A 20,697-nucleotide genomic window follows, 5' to 3' on the forward strand; every position below is an offset into this window, starting at 1 on the left:
AGATGGTCCAGCTTAAAAAAAGTCGTGGCGGAAGCGAGGCAAAAATAGCAATTTCGGCCCCGGCCAGCGCAGCGTCTCCAAGCAATAGGGAAATACGATGAGTGAAACAATCGAAAAGCGGCTAAGCGATCTCGGCGTGACGTTACCGGCCGCCGCAGCACCCGCCGCGAACTATGTGCCCTATTGCAGGTCTGGCAATCTCTTGTTCACCGCCGGGCAGTTGCCGCTCAAGGACGGCAAGCTGCAGGCAAGCGGCCTGCTCGGCCGCGACATCGACACGGCAGCCGGCAAGGAAGGTGCAAAATACTGCGCAGTCAACATTTTGGCGCAGGCCAAGGCGGCGCTTGGCGATCTCGAAAAGATCCAGCGTCTGGTCAAGATCACCGTCTTCGTCGCATCAGTGCCGGATTTCGTCGAGCAGCATCTGGTCGCCAACGGCGCCTCCGATTTCCTGGTCGCCGTCCTCGGCGAACGCGGCAAGCATGCCCGCTCTGCCGTCGGCACCGCCTCGCTGCCGCTTAATGCCGCAGTGGAAATCGAAGCCGTCTTCGAAGTCGCATGAGCAGAGCCACGACCATGACCGACCTTTCCTGGCTGACCGCCCGTCCCGTCGCGCATCGCGGTCTCCACGACATGAACAAGACGCGCTGGGAGAACACGCTGTCGGCCTTCGCGGCAGCCGCCGAGCGCGGTTATGCGATCGAATGCGACGTGCATTTATCGTCCGACCGGGTTCCCGTCATCATACATGACGGCGACCTCAAGCGGCTGACCGGTCAGGACGGCTTCGTCTGGCAACGCACGGCGGCGGAACTGGCGGCACTCAGGATCGGCGGCACCAAGGACCATGTGCCGACGTTGCAGGAAGCGCTCGACCTTGTCGACGGCCGCGTGCCGCTGGTGGTCGAACTGAAGGGCGTGCCCGGCTATGACGAGGGACTGGTGGCCAGCGTCGGCAAGATGCTCAAGCGCTACAGGGGCAAGGCCGCGATCATGTCGTTCGACCATTGGCTGGTCCGCGATTTCCCCAAAGATGCGCCTGGCATTCCGGGCGGGCTCACGGCCTATGGCCGGGACAACCAGTTGATCGAGGCGCATTTCGCCATGCTGGCGCACGACCTTGCCTTCACCTCCTATGCCGCGGGCGATTTGCCGAACCCGTTCGTCAGCTTCGTGCGCGAAAAGCTGAAAATGCCTGTCATTACCTGGACGGTGCATGACCAGCCGGCGGTCGATCTCACCTTCAAATACGCAGACCAGATGACCTTCGAAGGGTTCGAACCCGATCTGGTCAAAGTCGCCTGACACGAGTGCCTCAAACGTGACTTGTAGCGGCCCGCACAGAGCTTAAATAAGTCTCATGGATCAGGGTGACGAAGGCGATGGACAAACGGCGAATGCGGAGTTTTCCATCCGCATCGCCGCTGGAATTAATGCCTTCACATGCGATGAGTGGAACGGCTTTGCCGGCACCACGCGCGGCAGCACAGAAAACGGCTATAACCCTCTGATTTCATACGCTTTTCTGAGCGCGCTTGAGGATTCCGGCTGCGCCGTGCGGCGCACCGGCTGGCAGGGCCATCATCTCAGGCTGGAAGATGCGCAAGGCCGGCTGCTGGGCGCGGTGCCTTGCTATCTCAAATCGCACAGCCAGGGCGAATATGTCTTCGACCATGGCTGGTCGGATGCATTCGAGCGCGCCGGGGGCCGCTACTATCCAAAATTGCAGTGCGCCGTGCCGTTCTCCCCTGTCACCGGCCCTCGCCTGCTGGTCAGCAGGGGCGAGGATAGCGCGACTGTTAAAGCTGGTCTCGCGGCAGGCCTGAAGGCGGTGACGGAAAAGCTCGGTGTGTCCTCAGCGCATGTCACCTTCGCGCAGGAAAGCGACGTCGCCACCCTAGAAGCATCCGGTTTCCTGCACCGCACCGACCAGCAGTTCCATTTCTTCAACGAGGGCTTTTCGACCTATGACGACTTCCTTGCCACGCTGGCATCGCGCAAGCGCAAGGCGATGAAGAAGGAGCGCCGCGAGGCGCTCGCCAACGATATCTCGATCGACCGGCTGACCGGCAAGGACCTGACCGAAAAGGCCTGGGACGATTTCTTTGCCTTCTACATGGATACCGGCAGCCGCAAATGGGGCCGGCCCTATCTCAACCGCAAGTTCTTCTCGCTGATCGGCGAGCGGATGGCCGACGACATCCTGCTGGTGATGGCCAAACGCAACGGCCGCTATATCGCCGGCGCCATCAACTTCATCGGCTCCGGTGCGCTCTACGGGCGCAATTGGGGCTGCATCGAGGACCACCCCTTCCTGCATTTCGAGGTCTGCTACCACCAGGCCATCGACTTCGCCATTGAGCGCAAGCTGAAGGTGGTTGAGGCGGGTGCGCAGGGTGAGCACAAGCTGGCCCGCGGCTACCGTCCCGTGACCATGCATTCGGCGCATTACATTGCGCATCCCGGCCTGCGCAATGCGGTGGCAGATTATCTCCGGCGTGAGCGGCGCGAGGTCGAGCGAATGGGCGAAATTCTGGAAGAGCACACGCCTTTCCGCAAGGACCTCGAGGAATAGCGGTCTCGATCCGGTCTCGCCACCCGTGCCGCCTTGCGCAACGACGATCCAGCCGCCTGTTTCGACATCGCGTCGACAAAGGACGGCGTTTCCGTCGCGCGCTGGTCCAAGCCGGCATGGCCGATCTCACCTGACTGACTTGCCGGTTTGGGGAGGCTTCGCTACACGGGGAGGCACAATTCCGGAGCACCGCCATGGCTGAAGCCAGCTACGACCCCAGCAATATCTTCGCAAAGATCCTGCGCGGCGAAATCCCCTCGCACCGCGTCTATGAGGATGACGCGGTGGTTGCCTTCATGGATGTAATGCCGCAGGGGCCCGGGCACACGCTGGTTGTGCCGAAGGCGCCGTCGCGCAATCTGCTCGATGCCGATCCGTCGACGCTCGGCCCGCTGTTCACGGTCGTTAAGCAGGTGGCGCTGGCGGTCAAAAAAGCATTCGGCGCCGACGGCGTCACCGTCCTGCAGTTCAACGAACCGGCCTCTGGCCAGACCGTCTATCACCTGCATGTCCATGTCATCCCGCGGTTCGAAGGCATCGCGCTCAAGCCGCATACGGGACAGATGGAGAAGCCCGAAGTGCTGGCTGAGAACGCGGCCAAGATCCGGGCAGTGCTGAACGGTTGAAGCCGGGGTGCCTCAAGACGATGCGCTTGGGCAAATTCCACCGCGTCGGTTAGGAAAGTATCAAACCACGCCATGGTAACTTGCCGTACCGTGGTGCGTTTGGGTTTTCAAAAATCGTGGGAAATTCGGTTGTGACATCAGAACCGCTGGCAAAAGCAGGTGCCGGGCGGGTCTTTCTGAGCATCTTGGCAGACGCATACCGGCGACACCGGCTGCTGCACGTGATGGCCATCGCTGCCTTGCTCTTGGCAGCCGCGGTCGGCCTGCGTACCGGAAACATGCCGGATTTCAGCGTGCTGGAAGACTACGCCCTATATCTTCTGTTCGCTTTCTGGATGGGCGGCTGCGCCTTCGCACTCGGCAGTTTTTTTCACCTTGCGCTCATCAAGCGGGATCCTAGACCGCTCGGCACTTTTCTGAGGTCGATGGGTGGTTTCTTTGGCGACGCTGAGCGCAACGCCAACAGCCTGAACGGTCTGGCCGCGAGCATTGCGCTCATATCCGCTTTCGGTGTGTTGAAAGGCGCGATCGCGATCCTTTCGCCATTCGCATGGGACCACGCATTGGCCCAGGCCGACCGGGCGCTGCATTTCGGTCGAGCTCCTCATGAATGGCTATGGTTTATCGTCCAGTCGCCGCTCGCCGTAAGAGCGTTCAACCTGGTCTACAATTTCTGGTTCGTCGTCCTTATCGCCTCGGTCTTCATCGCTTGCATCACGCGCAAGGACACGAAGCTGCGCCACCAGTTCCTGGTGAGCTTCATGCTCGTATGGATACTGGCGGGTTTCTTCCTGGCGATGGGCCTGTCTTCGGCAGGGCCGTGCTTTTACGAGCGGCTGGGGCTGGGCAGCGACTATCATCCCCTGATGCAGGCGCTCGCTGCTGCCGATCGCATCTATCCGATCTGGGCGCTGAGCACGCAGGACATTTTGTGGAGCGGCTACATCGGGGCGACCCCAGGCAGTCTCGGCATATCCGCCTTCCCGTCCATGCATGTAGCGATGGCGGTGCTTTTCGCGCTTTATGCAACGCGCCGCTCGCAGTTGGTTGGCCTGTTGATGTGGGCATACGCCGCAATCATCATGGTCGGTTCGGTTGTCCTTGGCTGGCACTATGCCGTGGATGGCTATGCGAGCGTGCTGATCTCGATCGCCATCTGGAAGGCGTGCGGTCATTTCCTGGCCCGCTTCGCACCCGACGGCGTCGCCGCCTGACCTGGCAGCATCCGACCTGAAAACACGGGCGCTGTTTCGGCAAACCGGCCGCCATGAAAAAAGGCCCCGTCACCGGGGCCTTTTCATTGGCGAACTTTTTAGCCCTTGCGTGGCAGTTGCGGCACCAGGCTGCGCTTGCCGCCGTCCTTGCCCTTGGGCTCAGGCTCGTCCTTGCCCTTGGGCTTTTGCGCCACCGCCTTCTTTGCGACAGGCTTCTTGGCCACTGCCTTGCGGGCTTTCGGCGCCTCTTCCGGCTCCTGCTTCGGCTGCACCGGGGCTTCGTCGGCCAGCGATTCGAGCTTCAGGCCGGTTTCGCCGGTTTCCTTCTTCTCGACGGTGACGCGCACCGTGCCGCCCTTCTTGAGCTTGCCGAACAATACCTCGTCGGCCAACGGCTTCTTGATGTGCTCCTGGATGACCCGGCCGAGCGGCCGCGCACCCATGCGCTCGTCATAGCCCTTGTCGGCGAGCCAGGCGATCGCGTCGGGCGACAGGTCGAAGGTGACGCCACGCTCGGAAAGCTGGGCCTCGAGCTGCATGACGAACTTCTGCACCACCTGATGGATGACCGGGACCGGCAGCGAGCCGAACGGGATGATCGCATCGAGACGGTTGCGGAATTCCGGCGTGAACAGCCGGTTGATCGCCTCGACATCGTCGCCTTCACGCTTGGTCGAACCGAAACCGATCGCCGCGCGCTGCGCATCGGATGCGCCGGCATTGGTGGTCATGATCAGGATGACGTTGCGGAAGTCGATCTGCTTGCCGTTGTGGTCGGTCAGCTTGCCGTGGTCCATGACCTGCAACAGGATGTTGAACAGGTCGGGATGCGCCTTCTCCACCTCGTCAAGCAGCAGCACGCAGTGCGGATGCTGGTCGACGCCGTCGGTCAACAGGCCGCCCTGGTCGAAGCCGACATAGCCGGGAGGCGCGCCGATCAGCCGTGAGACGGTGTGGCGTTCCATATATTCCGACATGTCGAAGCGGATCAGCTCGACGCCGAGCGAGGCAGCCAACTGCTTGGCCACTTCGGTCTTGCCGACGCCGGTCGGACCCGAGAACAGGTAAGAGCCGATTGGCTTTTCCGGTTCGCGCAGGCCGGCGCGTGCCAACTTGATCGCCGAGGTCAGCGCGGTGATCGCGGTGTCCTGGCCGTAGACGACGCGCTTCAGCTCGATATCGAGCCCTTGCAGCACCTTCTCGTCGTCGGCCGAAACCGTCTTCGGCGGGATGCGCGCCATGGTGGCGATCGTGGCTTCGATCTCCTTGATGCCGATCGTCTTCTTGCGCTTGGCCTCCGGCACCAGCATCTGCGAGGCGCCTGTCTCGTCGATCACGTCGATCGCCTTGTCCGGCAGCTTGCGGTCGTTGATGTAGCGCGCCGACAGCTCCACCGAAGCCTTGATCGCCTCGTTGGTGAACTTCACCTTGTGGAACTCCTCATAATAGGGCTTGAGGCCCTTCATGATTTCGATGGCGTCCTCGATGGTCGGCTCGTTGACGTCGATCTTCTGGAAGCGCCGCACCAGAGCGCGGTCCTTCTCGAAGAACTGGCGGAACTCCTTGTAGGTGGTCGAGCCAATGCAACGGATCGCACCCGAAGACAGCGCCGGCTTCAACAGGTTCGACGCATCCATGGCGCCGCCCGAGGTAGCGCCGGCACCGATCACGGTGTGGATCTCGTCGATGAACAGCACGGCGCCCGGATAATCCTCGAGCTCCTTGACGACCTGCTTCAGCCGCTCCTCGAAATCGCCGCGATAGCGGGTGCCGGCCAAAAGCGTGCCCATGTCGAGCGCGAAGATGGTGGCGTCCTGCAGCACTTCCGGCACATCGCCTTCGACGATGCGCTTGGCCAGGCCTTCGGCAATCGCCGTCTTGCCGACGCCGGGATCTCCGACATAGAGCGGATTGTTCTTGGAGCGGCGGCACAGCACCTGGATGGTGCGGTTGATCTCGCTCTCGCGTCCGATCAGCGGATCGATCTTGCCGGCCTTGGCCTTGTTGTTGAGGTTGACGCAATAAGCCGTCAGCGCATCCTGCTGCTGCTTCTTCTTGCCGCCTTCCTCTTGCGGCTCGGCGCCGTTCTGGCCGCCCTGCTCATCATCGGCGCCGCGCGGCGAGCGCGTCTCCGATGCGCCCGGGCGCTTGGCGATGCCGTGCGAGATGTAGTTGACCGCGTCGTAGCGGGTCATCTGCTGTTCCTGCAGGAAATAGGCGGCATGGCTCTCGCGCTCGGCAAAGATGGCGACGAGCACGTTGGCGCCGGACACTTCCTCGCGGCCGGATGACTGCACATGGATCACCGCGCGCTGGATCACGCGCTGGAAGCCGGCGGTCGGCTTGGAATCCTCGTCGTAACCAGTGACGAGGTTGTCGAGTTCGGTGTCGATATAGGTGAGAACGGTGTGCTTCAGCTCGTCGAGATCGACGTTGCAGGCGCGCATGACGGCGGCCGCCTCGGTGTCGTCGATGAGCGCGAGCAGCAGATGTTCAAGGGTTGCGTATTCATGGTGCCGCTCATTGGCGAGCGTCAGCGCCTGGTGAAGCGCCTTTTCCAGGCCTTGGGAGAAAGCCGGCATGTTACCTCACTTCTTCTCCATCACGCATTGCAGCGGATGCTGATTCTGTCGGGCGAAATCCATGACCTGGGACACTTTGGTCTCGGCCACCTCGAATGTATAGACCCCGCACTCGCCCACTCCATGATTATGAACATGAAGCATGATGCGTGTGGCGGCTTCGCGGTCCTTTTGAAAAAAACGCTCCAGGACGTGAACCACGAACTCCATGGGCGTGTAGTCGTCGTTGAGGATAAGGACCCGATAAAGGCTAGGCTTCTTGGTCTTGGTTTTCGTGCGCGTAATGACGGCCGTGCCGCGACCGGCCTCATTGCCGTCGCTATCACTTTGCATCCGCACCACGCTTGTCGTGGCAGTCAAACCTGAAGTCACGTAATCCTGCCTTTTTCGAATCCCCATGCGAGTTCGACATGTAGGTGTTCGATGGACGATTTTAAGCCCTTCTTGTTAGCTGACAATATGGCTAGGTGGGCAAACCGAGGCGATTTTCAAAATCGTGAACCGCCAAGGCCCCGGAATTGAAACCGGCATGAAAAAACCCGGCCGCGCATTCGCGACCGGGTCTGTTTTGCAAGCCCGAAAGGCCGTGCCTGGTATTTTGAAGCGAAATTACTTCGCCTTGGCGACAATCGATTCGAAGGGCTTGTAGGCCTCCTTGGCGAGCTCGGCATAGAGATCGCCGAACTTGGTCGCCTCGGCGACGAAGCTCTCATAACTCTGCTTGGCGAAGTCGGACTGGATCTCGATCGCCTTTTCCAGCGACTTGGCGGAGATCAGCTTTTCGACCGCGGCACTGCCGGCTTCGAAGCTCTTCTTGGTGTATTCGCCAGCTTCGGTGGCGATCGCCTGCGCGCCCTTGGAGAGCGAAGCGAAGCTCTTCAATCCGGTCTCGGCAAACTCTTTGCCGTATTTCGAGAAGTCCTCATAGGTCTGGGTCATTTCACGTCTCCCTTGGCGGTTTTAAAGCGCCCCTTGCCTGAGCGCAGTTGTGCAATGCAGGAGAATATATTGTGCGCTGCACAAAAGTCAAGATTTCTGCGGCATCGGGCCGCGCTGCGTCGGCAACGACTAAAATTCGAATAAAGAAAGCCTCAAGCCCGAGGAAAATGGTGAACGCGCCGGTTACCATAAACGGATTGGTAACGCAGGCCGCGATAGTTTGACGGCAAGTGAGGTCGGATCCCTTTGCCGCCTCCAGGGCAATGAGTTTCAAAGGAACTATCAGTGCGTCAGGCGTTGTCGGTCTTCGGTTCAAAATCCGCATCTTCCCTCAAAACGATCATGATCCTCGCTTTGGCGATGTCATTCGTCGTTGCGGATGTCGCATCGTCGATGGCCGCCAGGTCGTCGGCGATCGTCGTCGATGCCAAGACCGGCAAGGTGCTTTATTCGTCCGATGCCAATGGCCGGCGCTACCCGGCGTCGCTGACCAAGATGATGACGCTCTATCTGACCTTCGAAGCCATGGCGAAGGGGCGGATCAGCAAGAACACGCCGGTGCCGTTTTCGGCAAAAGCGGCGGCCGAGCCCCCGACCAAACTCGGCGTCAAGGCCGGCGGAGCGGTTTCGGTCGAGACCGCCATCCTGTCGATGGTGACCAAGTCGGCCAACGATTCGGCGACCGCGCTCGGCGAGTTGCTCGGCGGCAGCGAGAGCAATTTCGCCCGCATGATGACGGCCAAGGCGCGGCAGCTCGGCATGGACGGCACCGTGTTTCGCAATGCCAACGGCCTGCCCGATCCCGGCCAGTTCACCACCGCCCACGACATGGCGATGCTCGGCATCGCGCTCCGGGAACATTACCCGCAGTATTACGGCTATTTCTCGCAGCGCTCCTTTCTCTACGGACGCCAGCGTATCAACGGCCACAACCGCCTGCTAGGACGCATCAAGGGCGTCGACGGCATCAAGACCGGCTATACCCGCGCCTCCGGCTTCAACCTCGTCTCATCGGTTTCGGACGGCAATCGCCGCCTCGTTGCCGTCGTCATGGGCGGGACCTCGGGCCGCAGCCGCGACAACCAGATGGCCGGGCTGATCAACGCCTATATGCCGCGCGCCTCCACCCGCGGCGGCGGCGCCCTGATCGCCAAGGCTGGTGGCGACAATCCGATCAGAGCGTTGGCCAAGGTGCTGTTGCCCAAGCATGACGCGCCGACGCCCGACGACAAGCCGATGGTTGAAGACGATGCCGTAGCGTCCAACGACGATCCGACATCTGCTGACGAGCAGTCTGCTGACGAACAAACGGTGGCCGCGGTCGAAGAACCCGCACCCGTCGTCAAGACCAGGAAGGTCAAGACCGTCATCGTGACGGCGCCCAAGGTCGAAACGGCACAAATGGTCGCGGCCTACGCCGAGCCCACGCCAGCATCGCCTCCGGCGGTCGATCCGGTCAACACCGCCTCGGTGCCGTCCGGTTGGGCGGTACAGGTGGCGTCTTCGCCCAAACAGTCCGAAGCCCAGGCTTTCCTCGACAAGACCGCCAAGCAGGCGCCGAAGATCCTTGCATCTGCCTCCGGTTTTACGGTCGCTTTCGACAAGGATGGCGAGACCTATTACCGCGCCCGCTTCGGCGGTTTCGGTTCGAAGGATGCCGCATGGAATGCCTGCAACGCTTTGAAGAAGAAGAAAATTACCTGCTACGCCGTCCAGCAATAGGGCGGCGTCGGAACCATCTCCCGGAAATTTACTGCGTCGAAGGAGACTAGTTGTGATTGGAGAGCAAGACGTCCTTGGCTTCGTTGATCCGCGCCGCCAGGAAAGACGTGCCGCCGATGTCGGGGTGCAGGCGCTGCATCAGGCGGCGGTGCGCCTTGCGGACATCCGCCGCGGCGGCCCCCGCTTCAAGACCAAGGACCTTGTAGGCCTCCTCCTTAGTCATGGCGCCCGCACCTGGCGCAACACCCAACCCTTCGCCACCGTTCGCCTCAGCGTCTTTGCGCCAGACGGGAAAACGGCCGTCAAGATACGTCTCTAGCAACTGACGGCTCTCCGGATCGCCGGGGAGCTCGCGGTAAAGCTGCTGCAGTTCGGGCAGGCCCATCGCGCCCAACATCTTGCCTTCATGGCGGCCCGCCAGAACCAGGCCTTCAAGTCCGCCCGTATCGTGATCAAGTTCCATCTCCAGCGCGGCGGTGCGCACCGTTGAGCGCTTGCCGGGCGCCGGCCTGACCGTGGGCCGCTTCATCCGCACCGAACCATACCAGGCAAGGGCCCCGGCCAGGATGAGGCCGGCAATGCCTTCGCGGCCGACCACCAGCATGGCGAGGCCAACCAGCGCCAGAAGCACCGGTCCGAGCGTGCGCATGCCGCTAGCCAGTTTTTGCGGATCGGCGCGGACGAAGATCGTCGCCGCGCCAAGCAGCACCAGAAACAGTGCAACAAGTGCAATGATTGCGCCCATCAATTCCCGCCGCCCCTGAGATGCTCGATCAACAGCCGGTCTCCCGGCCGATCCCTTGCCTCGAGCGCCTTCAATCCACCGGTCGCATAGACGGCAACGGCTGAAAGCAGTCCGGCCAGGGTCGCGGCAGCCCGCCGGTCGAACCGGAACCAGGCCCCTTTGGACAGCCGCGCGATCTCCTTGAACGCCTTTTCTGCGCCGGAATCATGACCTTCCTGGAAGACGAAGACGGGAACGCCGTGCAGGCCTAGGCTGCCGGCCTTCTGCGCCAAGTCGTCGATATTCTCTTCCATGGCGTCGCCGATATAGACCAGCGCATTGACCTTCGCCTTCGCCGTCTCCTTCAGCGTATGGGTGAGGACCTTGCCGATTTGGGTGGTGCCGCTGCGGCACACGATGCGCGTCATCAACGTCTTCAAGGCATCGGTGTCGGCAACGAAGACCGATGACCGGCATTCTCCCAGCCCGCGAAAATAGGCAAGTTGGACGCTGAGGGTTCCGGCCTTGCCGACGGCATCGAACATTTCGCCTTGCAGCTTGGTGGCGAGATCCCAGGTCGGCTGGCGGCTCATCGTCGCGTCGAGCGCCAGGATCAGCCGCCCGGAGCCGGTCGCGGACGCGGCAAGTGTCCGCGCCTGACGGATAAAGGCGTCGATCTCGCCGGCATTGGATTGAGGCTTGACCGGCGCAGGGTTGGCCCTTGCGGGCACCGGCTGCTTCTTGTCGCTCATGAGAAGCAAGATGTGGCGTTGCCGGGCTGCTTGCAAGTCCAGTCTCGGACAAGATAAAGGGCCCAGCGATCGCACAGCGGGCAGGACGCCCGGCCCAGGCGTTAGAGCAGACCGAGATCGGCGAGCTCACGCTTCAGCTTCGGCGGCATCTCGACGGCCTTGCCCTTGCCGATATCGGCCGGCGCGTCCGACGGTTTCAGGTAGCGCCAGCCCTGGAAGGCGCGGCGCGGCTGCCAGTCGGTGCGCACGACCTCCGGATCGAGCATCAAATGGCAGCGGCCGATACCTTCATCGTCGGTGAAGGGGCGGATTTCGGTGATCAACTGGCGGCATTGCACGCTGCCCTTGATCACCCAATAGAGCGAACCCCCATCGGTCACCTCGGCGCCGCGCGTCGGCACCATGCGGGTCGTGTGCCAGTGTTCGGCCGGCTCGCCGGCACGCCGCCGCTCATCGAGACGGAAGGCGATCCACTCTTCGAGATCCTCGACGCTGTCGCAACCAACGCACAGTTTTAGGAGATTGAGTGCCATCGCTTAAGGTTTAGTCCGGCGCGCGATTGCGTCAACGGCCCTGCCCGACTTCTCCACAGTGCCAGTGGCGTTGAGCCTTCAACATTCGACGACATTGACGGCGAGGCCGCCAAGGCTGGTTTCCTTGTATTTCTCGTTCATGTCGAGGCCGGTCTGGCGCATGGTTTCGATGGCCGCATCGAGCGGCACGAAATGGACGCCATCGCCCTTGATGGCCAGTGAAGCGGCGGTCACCGCCTTGACGGCGCCAAGCGCATTGCGCTCAATGCAAGGCACCTGCACAAGACCGCCGACCGGATCGCAGGTCATGCCGAGATGGTGTTCGAGCGCGATCTCGGCGGCGTTCTCGACCTGCTCGGGCGTGCCGCCCATGACGGCGCAGAGACCAGCCGCGGCCATTGCCGAGGCCGAACCCACCTCGCCCTGGCAGCCGACTTCGGCGCCGGAGATCGAAGCGTTGGTCTTGATGATGCCGCCGACGGCTGCGGCGGTCAGCAGGAAGTCGCGGATGCTCGGCTGGTCGGCCTCGGGATGGAAATGCAGCCAGTAGCGCAGCACGGCCGGCAGCGTACCGGCCGCGCCATTGGTCGGCGCGGTGACGACGCGGCCGCCGGCGGCGTTTTCTTCGTTCACCGCCATGGCGTAAATCGATAGCCAGTCATTGGCGAGCAACGGGTTGGGCTTGTTCTGCTGCCACTGCTCCTGCAACTTGTCGTGCAGCATGCGGGCGCGGCGGCGCACTTTTAAGCCGCCCGGCATGATGCCGTCCTGCGACAGGCCGCGGTCGATGCAGCCTTTCATGGCGCCCCAGATGGCATCGAGGCCGCTGTCGAGCTCCTCGCGCGACATATGCGCCTCTTCGTTGACACGCTTCATATCGGCAATCGACAGCCCGCTTTTGCCGGCCATCTTTAGCATCTCGACAGCGTTCTTGAAGGGGTAAGGCACCTTTTTGCCTTCGGTCGTCACCGAGCCCTTCACCTTCATCCGCTGCAGCTCTTCTTCCGAGACCACGAAGCCGCCGCCGATCGAATAATAGATGCGCTTGAGCAGCAACCGGTCGCCGGCATCGTAGGCGTAGAACGCCATGCCGTTGGCATGGCCGGTGAGCGGCGTCTTCCTGTCGAGCACCAGATCCGTCGCCGGATCGAAGCGATAAGAGGGATGGCCGGGCGGCGAAATCCGTTTCTCGGCGGCGATGCGCGTGGCGATGGTATCGGCCTGATCGGGGTCGACTGTCTGCGGTGTCAGGCCGGCAAGGCCGAGAACAACAGCGCGGTCCGAGCCATGGCCGATGCCGGTATAGGCGAGCGAGCCGTGCAGGCTGGCGCCGATCCGATCGACCTTGACGCCGGCCGGGCGTGGCCAGTCATCGCCGGCGATCTCGTCGAGAAACCGCCGCGCCGCCGTCATCGGCCCCATCGTGTGCGAGCTCGACGGCCCGATGCCGATCTTGAACAGGTCGAAAACCGAAAGGAACACGCTGCGCCGTCTCCGGAAATGGGATCAAGACCTACATATAGGACTTTCCATGATGTTTGTGCTGTTTTGACAAACGCAGCGCTGCACCCGCCGACCTTGTTTGCTCCGGCAGCGACATTGATTGCTCGACCATGACGGCGCGGCTATTCTGAACATCGCGCCCCGGGGTGCGCCCGCAGCGTTTGTTTCTCGTCTGCCGAGGGAGAGAACCGTGCTTACGTTGAATGCCAGGCCGCAGCCGGTGCGCATCGCGCCTGCCGAGACTGCCGTCGTCGTGGTGGACATGCAGAACGCCTTTGCCTCGAAAGGGGGCATGTTCGACCTCGCCGGCTTCGACATATCCGGCGCCGCACCGGCTATCGACGCCAACAGGCGCCTGCTCAAGGCGGCACGCGAGGCCGGCGTCAGCGTCATTTACCTGCAGATGTCGTACAAGCCCGATCTCAGCGATGCGGGAGACCCATCGTCCCCGAACCATCACAAGGAGCTGGGGATGGTCATGATGCGCGAGCGTCCCGAGCTTGCCGGCAGACTGTTGATCGACAACAGCTGGGATTGGCAGATCGTCGACGCGCTGAAGCCCGAGCCGGGCGACCAGATCATCCGCAAATCGCGCTACAGCGGTTTTGGCAACACCGGCCTGGAATCCTATCTGCGCGCCCGCAAGATCCGAAATCTGCTGTTCACCGGCGTCGCCACCAACATCTGCGTCGATGCCACCGCGCGCGACGCCTACATGCTGGAATTCTGGCCGATCCTGGTCGAGGACGCGATGAACCATTCGGGTCCCGACTTTAACCGCCAGTCGACGCTGTGGAACTTCGAACACGCTTTCGGATGGATCACCAGGACTGACAGCGTCATCGAGGCGTTGCACATGGCCGCGCCTTTGCCGGCCTGAGCCAGCCGTCGAAACGGGCGCCTGGCCTGTGGTAAAAGGGTTGCATGGGCGATTCCTTTCATCTGTCGACGGCTGATCTCGCGGCGCTGGCTTTCTTCCTCCTCGCATGGTGGCTGCACACGCTGGCGTCCGACGGCAAGCTGGTCAGCCGGATATCGCTGACGATGGCCATGAACGTGCAGCGCGAGGCCTGGATGCGTACCATGGCCGAGCGCGAGATCCGCATCGTCGACACCGCCATCATGAGCGGCCTGCAGCAAGGCACCGCCTTTTTCGCCTCGAGCTCGCTGATTGCGCTCGGCGGCTGCTTTGCGCTGCTCGGCGCCTCGGACCAGGTGCTTGCCGTGCTGAACGACCTGCCGCTGAACGCGACCTCATCGCGCTCGGCCTTTCAGATCAAGGTCTTCGGCCTGGTGCTGATCCTGGCTTTCGCCTTCTTCAAGTTCGGCTGGGCCTATCGTCTCTTCAATTACTGCACGATCCTGATCGGCGCGGTGCCGATCGCGCATGGCGAGGCCTCGCGCAACCCGATCAGCGAAACGGCGGTGTGGCGCGCGGCGCGCATGAACATGTTGGCCGGCAAGCACTTCAATTCAGGCCTGCGCGCCGTGTTCTTCTCGATCGGCTATCTCGGCTGGTTCGTCGACCCGGTCGTGTTCGTTTTGTCAACGCTGCTGCTTCTGGCGGTTCTGGTGCGGCGCCAGTTCTTCTCGGCCGCCAGACAAGCAGTCATCGGTCAGCCGCCGGGGCTAGGGAAAAGCTGGTCGATCCGGCCCGACAGCCAATAGGCGGCAAGCCCGATCCATTCGCGGATCGCCGTGGTGGTGGTCTGCAGCGAATCCGGTGCGTTGTCGCGAAACAGGCCAAAGCCTTCCTTTCCCGAGGTGCGATAGTCGACAGGCCACGGGATCGTCGGAAAGCCGGCTTTGTCGAACAGCGCCTTGGAGCGCGGCATATGGAAGGCCGAGGTCAGCAGCAGCCACGTCTCTCCCGGCTTCGGCGTCACCAATTCCTTGCTGAAGACTGCGTTCTCATAGGTGTTGCGGGATTTGTTCTCGAGCACCAGCCGATCGGCGCTGACGCCGAGCGCCCCAAGCAGGCGCGGCGCGGTGGCCGCATCGCCCTCGCCTTCCAGCAACAATTCGCCGGTGCCACCGGAGACAACCACCTTTGCCTCAGGAAAGCGCCGGGCGAGGATCGCTGTCTCGATCATGCGGTCGCCGCTGGAATTCAGCTCATAGCCGCCGCGCACCAGATTGATGGCGCCTTCGAAACCGCCGCCGAGCACCACGATGCCATCGACCTTCTGCGGCAGCGGTGACCTCGGGAAGCGCTCCTCCAGCGGATTGAGCATCATGGCACCGAGCGACGTCCATGCCGACAGCGCGAGAATCAGGAAGGCGAGCACACTGCCGGTGGCTGCGAGCCGCCGACGGCCGATCAGCGCCGCGAGCAAACCAGCCAGCAGCAGGAAGATCGCCAGATTGAGCGGCTGCACGAAGAACCAGAAGATCTTGGAGAGATAGAAGAACATTGCCTGCCTATCGCCAGCTCGAATTTTGACGGCCGATGAAGTGCTCGACCGCACTCGCCACAGCCTCGGCCTCGGGACGGCTCAACTCCCTGCCGAAAACAAGGACGCCATCCGCGTTGGTCAATCTGATGACTTCCGACAGTCCCGCTTCATCCGTCGGATAGGTATGGTCGAGGATTTCGACCTTAAGGTGCCCTTTCAAAGGCAATGACGAACGATTTTGCAAAGAGCCCCTGATGTCGCGCATGGCTGCGGCGTGGCTTAGCCGCAGCGTTTCCTTGCCGAAGACCAGCCAGATGAAATCCTTGCCGAGGAAATAGGTGAACAGGGCAATCATCGCCACGAACGACAGCAGACCGAGAGTGCCGCTGGTGAGCGTTGCGGGCGACGTGTCTCTCAATCCCATATAGCCGGTGTAGGCTACGATCGCGGCCCCGATCAGGACAAAGCCCGTCCTGAAATCCGAGGTGCGTGGTGGGTTTGTGATCAGCAATTCGTTTCCCGTCTCGACGATGGAAATGCGAGACGGCGGCGACATGCTACCACCACTTCTCCGGCTGGAAGGTTCCCGCCGCCTGCTCGATGACGGCAGCCGTCTGGAACAGGGTTTCCTCATCGAAGGGACGGCCGATCAACTGCAAGCCGAGCGGCAGGCCCTTGGCGTCGAGGCCGGCTGGAACCGCGATGCCCGGCAGGCCGGCCATGTTCACGGTCACCGTGAAAATGTCGTTGAGATACATCTTCACCGGATCGGCGGCCATGTCCTCGTCGGCGATGCCAAAGGCGGCGGACGGCGTTGCTGGCGTCAGGATGACGTCGACGCCGGCGGCAAAGACGGTCTCGAAGTCGCGCTTGATCAGATTGCGCACCTTCTGCGCCTGCAAATAGTATGCGTCGTAATAGCCGGCAGACAGCACATAGGTGCCGATCATGATGCGGCGCTTGACCTCGCGGCCGAAACCGGCGGCGCGGGTCTTTTCATACATGTCGACGATGTCCTTGCCTGGTACGCGCAGGCCGTAGCGGACACCGTCGTAGCGGGCGAGGTTGGACGACGCTTCGGCGGGCGCGACGATATAATAAGCCGGCAAAGCATATTTGGTGTGCGGCAGTGAAATGTCGACGATCTCGGCGCCGGCATCCTTCAGCCAGGCAATGCCCTTCTGCCACAGCGCCTCGATCTCTTCCGGCATGCCGTCGACGCGGTATTCCCTGGGAATGCCGACCTTCATGCCCTTGATCGGCTTGCCGATCGCCGCCTCGTACTCCGGCACCGGACGGTCGACCGAAGTGGTATCCTTGGCATCGACCGAGGCCATCGACTTCAACAGGATCGCGGCGTCGCGCACGTCGCGGGCGATCGGGCCGGCCTGGTCGAGCGACGAAGCGAAAGCGACGATGCCCCAGCGCGAGCAGCGGCCATACGTCGGCTTGATGCCGACCGTACCGGTGAAGGCGGCGGGCTGGCGGATCGAGCCGCCCGTGTCGGTGGCCGTGGCGCCGGCGCACAGGAAGGCCGAAACGGCCGAAGCGGAGCCGCCCGACGAACCGCCCGGCACCAGCTGCGCGTTGTCCAAAGTGCGTGCGGTCTTGGTGCCGCCGGCCGAAACGAAACCGCCATCGCCCTGATGCGTGGTCGGCATCACCACCGTGTCGAGGCGCGAGCGCCGCCACGGATTGACGACCGGGCCGTAATAGGAGGTCTCGTTGGACGAGCCCATGGCGAACTCGTCCATGTTGAGCTTGCCCAGCATGACGGCGCCGTCGGCCCAAAGGTTGGCGGTGACGGTCGATTCGTAGCGCGGCTTGAAACCGTCCAGCACATGGCTGCAGGCCTGGGTGTGGACCCCCTCGGTTCCGAACAGGTCCTTGATGCCGAGCGGGATGCCTTCCATCGCACCGCCCTCGCCCTTGGCCAGCCTGGCGTCGGAGGCCTTGGCCATATCGCGCGCCTTGTCGCCGGTGACGACGATGTAGGCGTTGAGCACCGGATTGGCGCGCTCGATCGCCGAGAGATAGGCCTCGGTGATCTCGGCGGCGGAAATCTCCTTGCCGCGCAGCTTGGCGCGGGCCTGCGAAATCGTCAGATGGGTCAGTTCGCTCATCAAAGGCTCTTTTCGTAAAACACCGACCACTCGGAATCGGGATAATCCAGCACCGGACCGCAGCGCGAGAAGCCGGCGCGTTCATAGACGGTCCATGCCGCGGGATGGCGGTCGCCGGTTTCCAGCACCAGGCGCTTCAATCCTTCTTGACGCGCCAGCGTCTCGACCCGCTCGACGATTTTGGCGCCGATCTTCCTGCCGCGATGCGAGGGCCGCGTATACATGCGCTTCACCTCGCCGACGGTCGCATCATGGCGCTTCAGCGCGCCACAGCCGATGGCCTGCCCGTCGTCGCGGGCTATGAAGACGGTGGTGTCTGCGCCGGCCATCTGCTCGACCGTCAGGTGATAACAGTGCTCCGGCGGCGTCAGTTCGAGCAGCGTCGCGTTGAGCTCCTCGACCAAAGCGCGGACATCGTCCTGCAACGGCGTTTCGATGGCGATCTCGATTGCCATCGGCCGCCTACTCCACGACCTTCGGCACGAGGAAGAAATTCTCTTCGGTGGCCGGCGCGTTGGCGACGATGTCGGCGGCTTTGTTGCCGTCGGTGACGATGTCCTGGCGCTTCTTCATCTCCATCGGCGTCACCGAGGTCATTGGCTCGACGCCGGAGACATCGACCTCGTTCAGCTGCTCGACGAAGCCCAGAATGGCGTTCAACTCGCCGGTCATGCGCTCGGCATCCTCCTCGCTCACCGCAATGCGGGCGAGACGCGCGACGCGCTTCACTGTCTGCAGATCAACGGACATGTCTTTAGCCTTTGGGAAAACCAGATGGCGCTATAGCGGCGCGGCGCGTGCCGCGCAACATCGATCGTGCTCAGGGCTGCGCTGCAGTGCCGGCCCGGGCCTTCCTCTGACGCAGCGGAAGCGGCAATTCGAACAGCCGCTCCTTCGCCGGACACATACCGCAGGCGGCCTCATCTTCGAGCGCGGCAAAGTCTTTCAGCTCGGCGTTGGAGCAATCCGGTTCGAGCGGGCGATAGGCGAGATAGCCATCCCATTTGTCGGAAAGCCGGTATTTTGCCTTCTGCATCGGCAGATAGGCCAAGGGAGCACATTTCCAGATGCGCCCATCGAAAAGCTGCTTGCAGTGACGAGCCGGACAGGCCTCCCAGCTGGCGCGCGGGTCGCCATCCTCGAACGGCAGCATCGTGTCGCCAAAACCTTCGTAGCGCCGGGTCCAGTTCTTGTGCGCTGGACGCACTCTGGCGACGAATCCATGTTCCTGCCGCCATTGCTCCAGCAAGGCGAAGACCGGTTTCAACCGCTCGCGGTACTCTTCGGAATCATGATGCACGGATATGACAAGGCGGGCATCCGAGTCCGCCGCAAGGATGGTTGGCAGCGTCGGGTGGCGATGCAGGAAGAAGCCGTTCGAGACGATCTCGATCTGTGTGTGCGGCCAATGCCGCCGCACCAGACCGACAAATTGCGGCAAGTGCGGATGGATGGTGGGTTCGCCGCCAAGCAGGGAAAACCGGGTGACCGAGACGCGCCGGCTCCACAGCCCCATCCAGCGGTCGGCATCCTTGAGCGACACCGTGCCGGAATGGGCATGGTTGGAATAGTGCGAGCAGCTTTCGCAGGCCAGATTGCAGCCATGTGCGACATGCAGTTCGAGCTTCCGGAACACCGGCTGCTCTCCCCGCAAAAGCAATCCCATCCGTTTCAGCATCCCCATAGGGTCACGCTAGCATGCGGATGTGTGCGGTGCATCATCTCGCCGGAAAGCAAATTTCAGCCTTTTTGTTTTACGCAATTCCGACGGAAAACCGCTCCACACTTTTCCTGGAATTGCTCAAGGCAGGGACACGCCTTCGCACAGGTAATAGCTGCCGCCATTGCCGGCCTGCTCGCCTTCGTCGGCGGTCGGGCGCACCGAGACGATGTCGATTTGCGTCGCGTTCATCTGCGTGATCGAAAGCACGTCGGGAAAAAGAAAGCCCGGCTCCTGGCAGATGGCGGTGACCGCCCAGCTCGGCGAGCCCGTCGCCTTGGTGACCTGGACGAACTCGCAATTGTACTCGACGCTTTGCAGTCCGTCCGCCGACAGGATGACATTGCCGGCGTCGATCAGCGTCTGCAGCGTATCCTTTTTTGCTTGCGCACAAAGCTCCTGGGTTTGGAGATAGACGCCCTTGATGAAGTCCTCGGCGGCCGATGCGGGTGACGCCGCAACCAGCATCGACACGCAAAGAGTCCTTCTCAAACCCATGGTTTCATTCCCTTTTGCGACAAGGGATCGTCCAAGCGATCGCTCTACAGTGTGATCGTTTGGCCGATTGCTGGCAAGGCCACGTCAACACCCGATCCTTCGAGGCCCGCAACGAACTTTTCCGCCGTTGGGTCGATGATCGGGAACGTGCCGAAGTGACAGGGCACGACCGTGCCGAAGTGGAAGAAGCGCCGGCAGGCAAGGGCCGCCACCGCACCGCCCATGGTGAAGCGGTCGCCGACCGGCACGATGCCGATCTTCGGCTCGTGCAATTCGTTGATCAGCGCCATGTCGGAGAAGATGTCGGTGTCGCCCATGTGGTAGAGCGTCTTGTCTTCCGGAAAATGCAGGACCAGCCCGCCCGGATTGCCGAGATAGACGTTCTGGCCACCATCGAGGCCAAACGACGAGGAATGCAGCGCCTGCACGAAGGTGGTGGTGAACGCGCCACAATCGACGGTGCCGCCGAGATTGCCGGGGTTGATCTTGTTGCCGTCGACGCCCTTGCCGACCAGGTACATGCAGATCTCGTAGTTGGCGACCAGCTGCGCACCGCTCTTCTTCAGCACCTCCATCGCGCCGCTGACATGGTCATTGTGGCCGTGGGTCAAAAGCACATGGGTGACACCCTCCGCCGGCCCCTCCCAGCCGCCCGTCCATGACGGATTGCCGATGAGATAGGGGTCGATCAGGATGGTCGCACCTGATGTCTCGATGCGAAAGGCCGAATGTCCGTACCAGGTCAATTTCATCAATCGTTTTCCTCGATTTTGGTTGCGCCGGAAGATAG

Annotated in this window: 24 protein-coding genes; 8 read left to right on the plus strand and 16 right to left on the minus strand. The window is 62.2% G+C overall.

Annotated features, from left to right (window positions below; genetic code table 11):
* Positions 1-97 precede the first annotated feature (97 nt).
* The 5 genes from AC1D1N_RS13870 to AC1D1N_RS13890 all read left to right on the plus strand — a co-directional run bounded on the left by AC1D1N_RS13870 (position 98) and on the right by AC1D1N_RS13890 (position 4,415).
* Positions 98-562 (plus strand): RidA family protein, encoded by a 465-nt coding sequence (locus AC1D1N_RS13870; protein ID WP_112561629.1) that lies wholly within the window; start codon positions 98-100, stop codon positions 560-562.
* Positions 563-576: 14 nt separating this feature from the next.
* On the plus strand, positions 577-1,305 hold the full coding sequence (locus tag AC1D1N_RS13875; RefSeq protein ID WP_436261985.1) for a glycerophosphodiester phosphodiesterase: 729 nt from the start codon (positions 577-579) through the stop codon (positions 1,303-1,305).
* Positions 1,306-1,360: 55 nt separating this feature from the next.
* Positions 1,361-2,575, plus strand: coding sequence for a GNAT family N-acetyltransferase (locus AC1D1N_RS13880; RefSeq protein ID WP_477349155.1), 1,215 nt, complete (start codon positions 1,361-1,363; stop codon positions 2,573-2,575).
* Positions 2,576-2,769: 194 nt separating this feature from the next.
* Positions 2,770-3,201, plus strand: a complete 432-nt coding sequence (locus AC1D1N_RS13885) for an HIT family protein (protein ID WP_112561627.1) — start codon at positions 2,770-2,772, stop codon at positions 3,199-3,201.
* A gap of 80 nt (positions 3,202-3,281) precedes the next feature.
* Positions 3,282-4,415, plus strand: a complete 1,134-nt coding sequence (locus tag AC1D1N_RS13890) for a phosphatase PAP2 family protein (RefSeq protein ID WP_477349157.1) — start codon at positions 3,282-3,284, stop codon at positions 4,413-4,415.
* Positions 4,416-4,513: 98 nt separating this feature from the next.
* On the opposite strand, the gene clpA is transcribed toward AC1D1N_RS13890, so the two are convergent.
* From clpA to AC1D1N_RS13910, 4 genes are all read right to left on the minus strand, one after another.
* Entirely contained in the window at positions 4,514-6,997 is a 2,484-nt protein-coding gene (gene clpA, locus AC1D1N_RS13895; RefSeq protein ID WP_112561626.1) for an ATP-dependent Clp protease ATP-binding subunit ClpA, read from the minus strand.
* Between the two features lie 6 nt (positions 6,998-7,003).
* On the minus strand, positions 7,004-7,330 hold the full coding sequence (gene clpS / locus AC1D1N_RS13900) for an ATP-dependent Clp protease adapter ClpS (RefSeq protein ID WP_477349510.1): 327 nt from the start codon (positions 7,328-7,330) through the stop codon (positions 7,004-7,006).
* A 276-nt stretch (positions 7,331-7,606) separates the two neighbouring features.
* Complete coding sequence (locus AC1D1N_RS13905) at positions 7,607-7,936, minus strand: phasin family protein (RefSeq protein ID WP_477349159.1); 330 nt, start codon at positions 7,934-7,936, stop codon at positions 7,607-7,609.
* A gap of 1 nt (position 7,937) precedes the next feature.
* Positions 7,938-8,210, minus strand: a complete 273-nt coding sequence (locus AC1D1N_RS13910) for a hypothetical protein (RefSeq protein WP_477349161.1) — start codon at positions 8,208-8,210, stop codon at positions 7,938-7,940.
* Positions 8,211-8,278: 68 nt separating this feature from the next.
* On the opposite strand from AC1D1N_RS13910, the gene AC1D1N_RS13915 reads away from it, so the two are divergent.
* Entirely contained in the window at positions 8,279-9,658 is a 1,380-nt protein-coding gene (locus tag AC1D1N_RS13915) for an SPOR domain-containing protein (protein WP_477349162.1), read from the plus strand.
* A gap of 46 nt (positions 9,659-9,704) precedes the next feature.
* On the opposite strand, the gene AC1D1N_RS13920 is transcribed toward AC1D1N_RS13915, so the two are convergent.
* The 4 genes from AC1D1N_RS13920 to AC1D1N_RS13935 all read right to left on the minus strand — a co-directional run bounded on the left by AC1D1N_RS13920 (position 9,705) and on the right by AC1D1N_RS13935 (position 13,149).
* The gene (locus AC1D1N_RS13920) at positions 9,705-10,403 is read right to left on the minus strand and encodes a DnaJ domain-containing protein (RefSeq protein ID WP_436259859.1); all 699 of its coding nucleotides are present in this window, start codon (positions 10,401-10,403) and stop codon (positions 9,705-9,707) included.
* Positions 10,403-11,134, minus strand: coding sequence for a VWA domain-containing protein (locus AC1D1N_RS13925; RefSeq protein WP_112561622.1), 732 nt, complete (start codon positions 11,132-11,134; stop codon positions 10,403-10,405). The genes AC1D1N_RS13920 and AC1D1N_RS13925 overlap by 1 nt, the downstream gene beginning before the upstream one ends.
* 101 nt (positions 11,135-11,235) lie before the next feature.
* Entirely contained in the window at positions 11,236-11,667 is a 432-nt protein-coding gene (locus AC1D1N_RS13930; RefSeq protein WP_112561621.1) for a DUF1489 family protein, read from the minus strand.
* 78 nt (positions 11,668-11,745) lie between these two features.
* Positions 11,746-13,149 (minus strand): L-serine ammonia-lyase, encoded by a 1,404-nt coding sequence (locus AC1D1N_RS13935; protein WP_112561620.1) that lies wholly within the window; start codon positions 13,147-13,149, stop codon positions 11,746-11,748.
* Positions 13,150-13,360: 211 nt separating this feature from the next.
* Between AC1D1N_RS13935 and AC1D1N_RS13940 the strand changes: the two genes are divergently transcribed.
* Together AC1D1N_RS13940 and AC1D1N_RS13945 are read left to right on the plus strand one after the other, a co-directional pair.
* Positions 13,361-14,050 carry a cysteine hydrolase family protein gene (locus AC1D1N_RS13940; protein WP_436259857.1) on the plus strand — a complete coding sequence of 230 codons (690 nt, stop codon included), beginning with the start codon at positions 13,361-13,363 and terminating at the stop codon, positions 14,048-14,050.
* A gap of 44 nt (positions 14,051-14,094) precedes the next feature.
* Entirely contained in the window at positions 14,095-14,838 is a 744-nt protein-coding gene (locus tag AC1D1N_RS13945; protein ID WP_436259856.1) for a DUF599 domain-containing protein, read from the plus strand.
* On the opposite strand, the gene AC1D1N_RS13950 is transcribed toward AC1D1N_RS13945, so the two are convergent.
* From AC1D1N_RS13950 to AC1D1N_RS13985, 8 genes are all read right to left on the minus strand, one after another.
* A complete protein-coding gene (locus AC1D1N_RS13950) occupies positions 14,787-15,584 on the minus strand; it encodes a YdcF family protein (RefSeq protein ID WP_477349166.1) in 798 nt (265 codons plus the stop codon). The genes AC1D1N_RS13945 and AC1D1N_RS13950 overlap by 52 nt on opposite strands.
* A gap of 7 nt (positions 15,585-15,591) precedes the next feature.
* On the minus strand, positions 15,592-16,122 hold the full coding sequence (locus AC1D1N_RS13955) for a hypothetical protein (protein ID WP_477349167.1): 531 nt from the start codon (positions 16,120-16,122) through the stop codon (positions 15,592-15,594).
* Position 16,123: 1 nt separating this feature from the next.
* Positions 16,124-17,689, minus strand: coding sequence for an amidase (locus AC1D1N_RS13960; RefSeq protein ID WP_477349169.1), 1,566 nt, complete (start codon positions 17,687-17,689; stop codon positions 16,124-16,126).
* Positions 17,689-18,144, minus strand: coding sequence for a GNAT family N-acetyltransferase (locus AC1D1N_RS13965; RefSeq protein ID WP_477232627.1), 456 nt, complete (start codon positions 18,142-18,144; stop codon positions 17,689-17,691). Before AC1D1N_RS13965 ends, AC1D1N_RS13960 begins: the two co-directional genes overlap by 1 nt.
* Before the next feature lie 7 nt (positions 18,145-18,151).
* Entirely contained in the window at positions 18,152-18,439 is a 288-nt protein-coding gene (gene gatC / locus AC1D1N_RS13970; protein ID WP_112618355.1) for an Asp-tRNA(Asn)/Glu-tRNA(Gln) amidotransferase subunit GatC, read from the minus strand.
* Positions 18,440-18,509: 70 nt separating this feature from the next.
* Complete coding sequence (locus AC1D1N_RS13975) at positions 18,510-19,325, minus strand: radical SAM protein (RefSeq protein WP_436259852.1); 816 nt, start codon at positions 19,323-19,325, stop codon at positions 18,510-18,512.
* Between the two features lie 165 nt (positions 19,326-19,490).
* Positions 19,491-19,877, minus strand: coding sequence for a hypothetical protein (locus AC1D1N_RS13980; protein WP_162712131.1), 387 nt, complete (start codon positions 19,875-19,877; stop codon positions 19,491-19,493).
* A 74-nt stretch (positions 19,878-19,951) separates the two neighbouring features.
* Complete coding sequence (locus AC1D1N_RS13985) at positions 19,952-20,659, minus strand: metal-dependent hydrolase (protein WP_436259851.1); 708 nt, start codon at positions 20,657-20,659, stop codon at positions 19,952-19,954.
* Positions 20,660-20,697: the final 38 nt, after the last annotated feature.

The organism is Mesorhizobium sp. P2_B5, assembly GCF_056404775.1.

Bases quoted from the DNA above. Each gene is read 5' to 3' on its own strand.
- AC1D1N_RS13870 (WP_112561629.1), top strand. From the start codon at position 98: ATGAGTGAAACAATCGAAAAGCGGCTAAGCGATCTCGGCGTGACGTTA.
- AC1D1N_RS13875 (WP_436261985.1), top strand. From the start codon at position 577: ATGACCGACCTTTCCTGGCTGACCGCCCGTCCCGTCGCGCATCGCGGT.
- AC1D1N_RS13880 (WP_477349155.1), top strand. From the start codon at position 1,361: ATGGATCAGGGTGACGAAGGCGATGGACAAACGGCGAATGCGGAGTTT.
- AC1D1N_RS13885 (WP_112561627.1), top strand. From the start codon at position 2,770: ATGGCTGAAGCCAGCTACGACCCCAGCAATATCTTCGCAAAGATCCTG.
- clpA (WP_112561626.1), bottom strand. From the start codon at position 6,997: ATGCCGGCTTTCTCCCAAGGCCTGGAAAAGGCGCTTCACCAGGCGCTG.
- clpS (WP_477349510.1), bottom strand. From the start codon at position 7,330: ATGCAAAGTGATAGCGACGGCAATGAGGCCGGTCGCGGCACGGCCGTC.
- AC1D1N_RS13905 (WP_477349159.1), bottom strand. From the start codon at position 7,936: ATGACCCAGACCTATGAGGACTTCTCGAAATACGGCAAAGAGTTTGCC.
- AC1D1N_RS13915 (WP_477349162.1), top strand. From the start codon at position 8,279: ATGATCCTCGCTTTGGCGATGTCATTCGTCGTTGCGGATGTCGCATCG.
- AC1D1N_RS13920 (WP_436259859.1), bottom strand. From the start codon at position 10,403: ATGGGCGCAATCATTGCACTTGTTGCACTGTTTCTGGTGCTGCTTGGC.
- AC1D1N_RS13925 (WP_112561622.1), bottom strand. From the start codon at position 11,134: ATGAGCGACAAGAAGCAGCCGGTGCCCGCAAGGGCCAACCCTGCGCCG.
- AC1D1N_RS13930 (WP_112561621.1), bottom strand. From the start codon at position 11,667: ATGGCACTCAATCTCCTAAAACTGTGCGTTGGTTGCGACAGCGTCGAG.
- AC1D1N_RS13945 (WP_436259856.1), top strand. From the start codon at position 14,095: ATGGGCGATTCCTTTCATCTGTCGACGGCTGATCTCGCGGCGCTGGCT.
- AC1D1N_RS13950 (WP_477349166.1), bottom strand. From the start codon at position 15,584: ATGTTCTTCTATCTCTCCAAGATCTTCTGGTTCTTCGTGCAGCCGCTC.
- AC1D1N_RS13955 (WP_477349167.1), bottom strand. From the start codon at position 16,122: ATGTCGCCGCCGTCTCGCATTTCCATCGTCGAGACGGGAAACGAATTG.
- AC1D1N_RS13960 (WP_477349169.1), bottom strand. From the start codon at position 17,689: ATGAGCGAACTGACCCATCTGACGATTTCGCAGGCCCGCGCCAAGCTG.
- AC1D1N_RS13965 (WP_477232627.1), bottom strand. From the start codon at position 18,144: ATGGCAATCGAGATCGCCATCGAAACGCCGTTGCAGGACGATGTCCGC.
- gatC (WP_112618355.1), bottom strand. From the start codon at position 18,439: ATGTCCGTTGATCTGCAGACAGTGAAGCGCGTCGCGCGTCTCGCCCGC.
- AC1D1N_RS13980 (WP_162712131.1), bottom strand. From the start codon at position 19,877: ATGCTGGTTGCGGCGTCACCCGCATCGGCCGCCGAGGACTTCATCAAG.
- AC1D1N_RS13985 (WP_436259851.1), bottom strand. From the start codon at position 20,659: ATGAAATTGACCTGGTACGGACATTCGGCCTTTCGCATCGAGACATCA.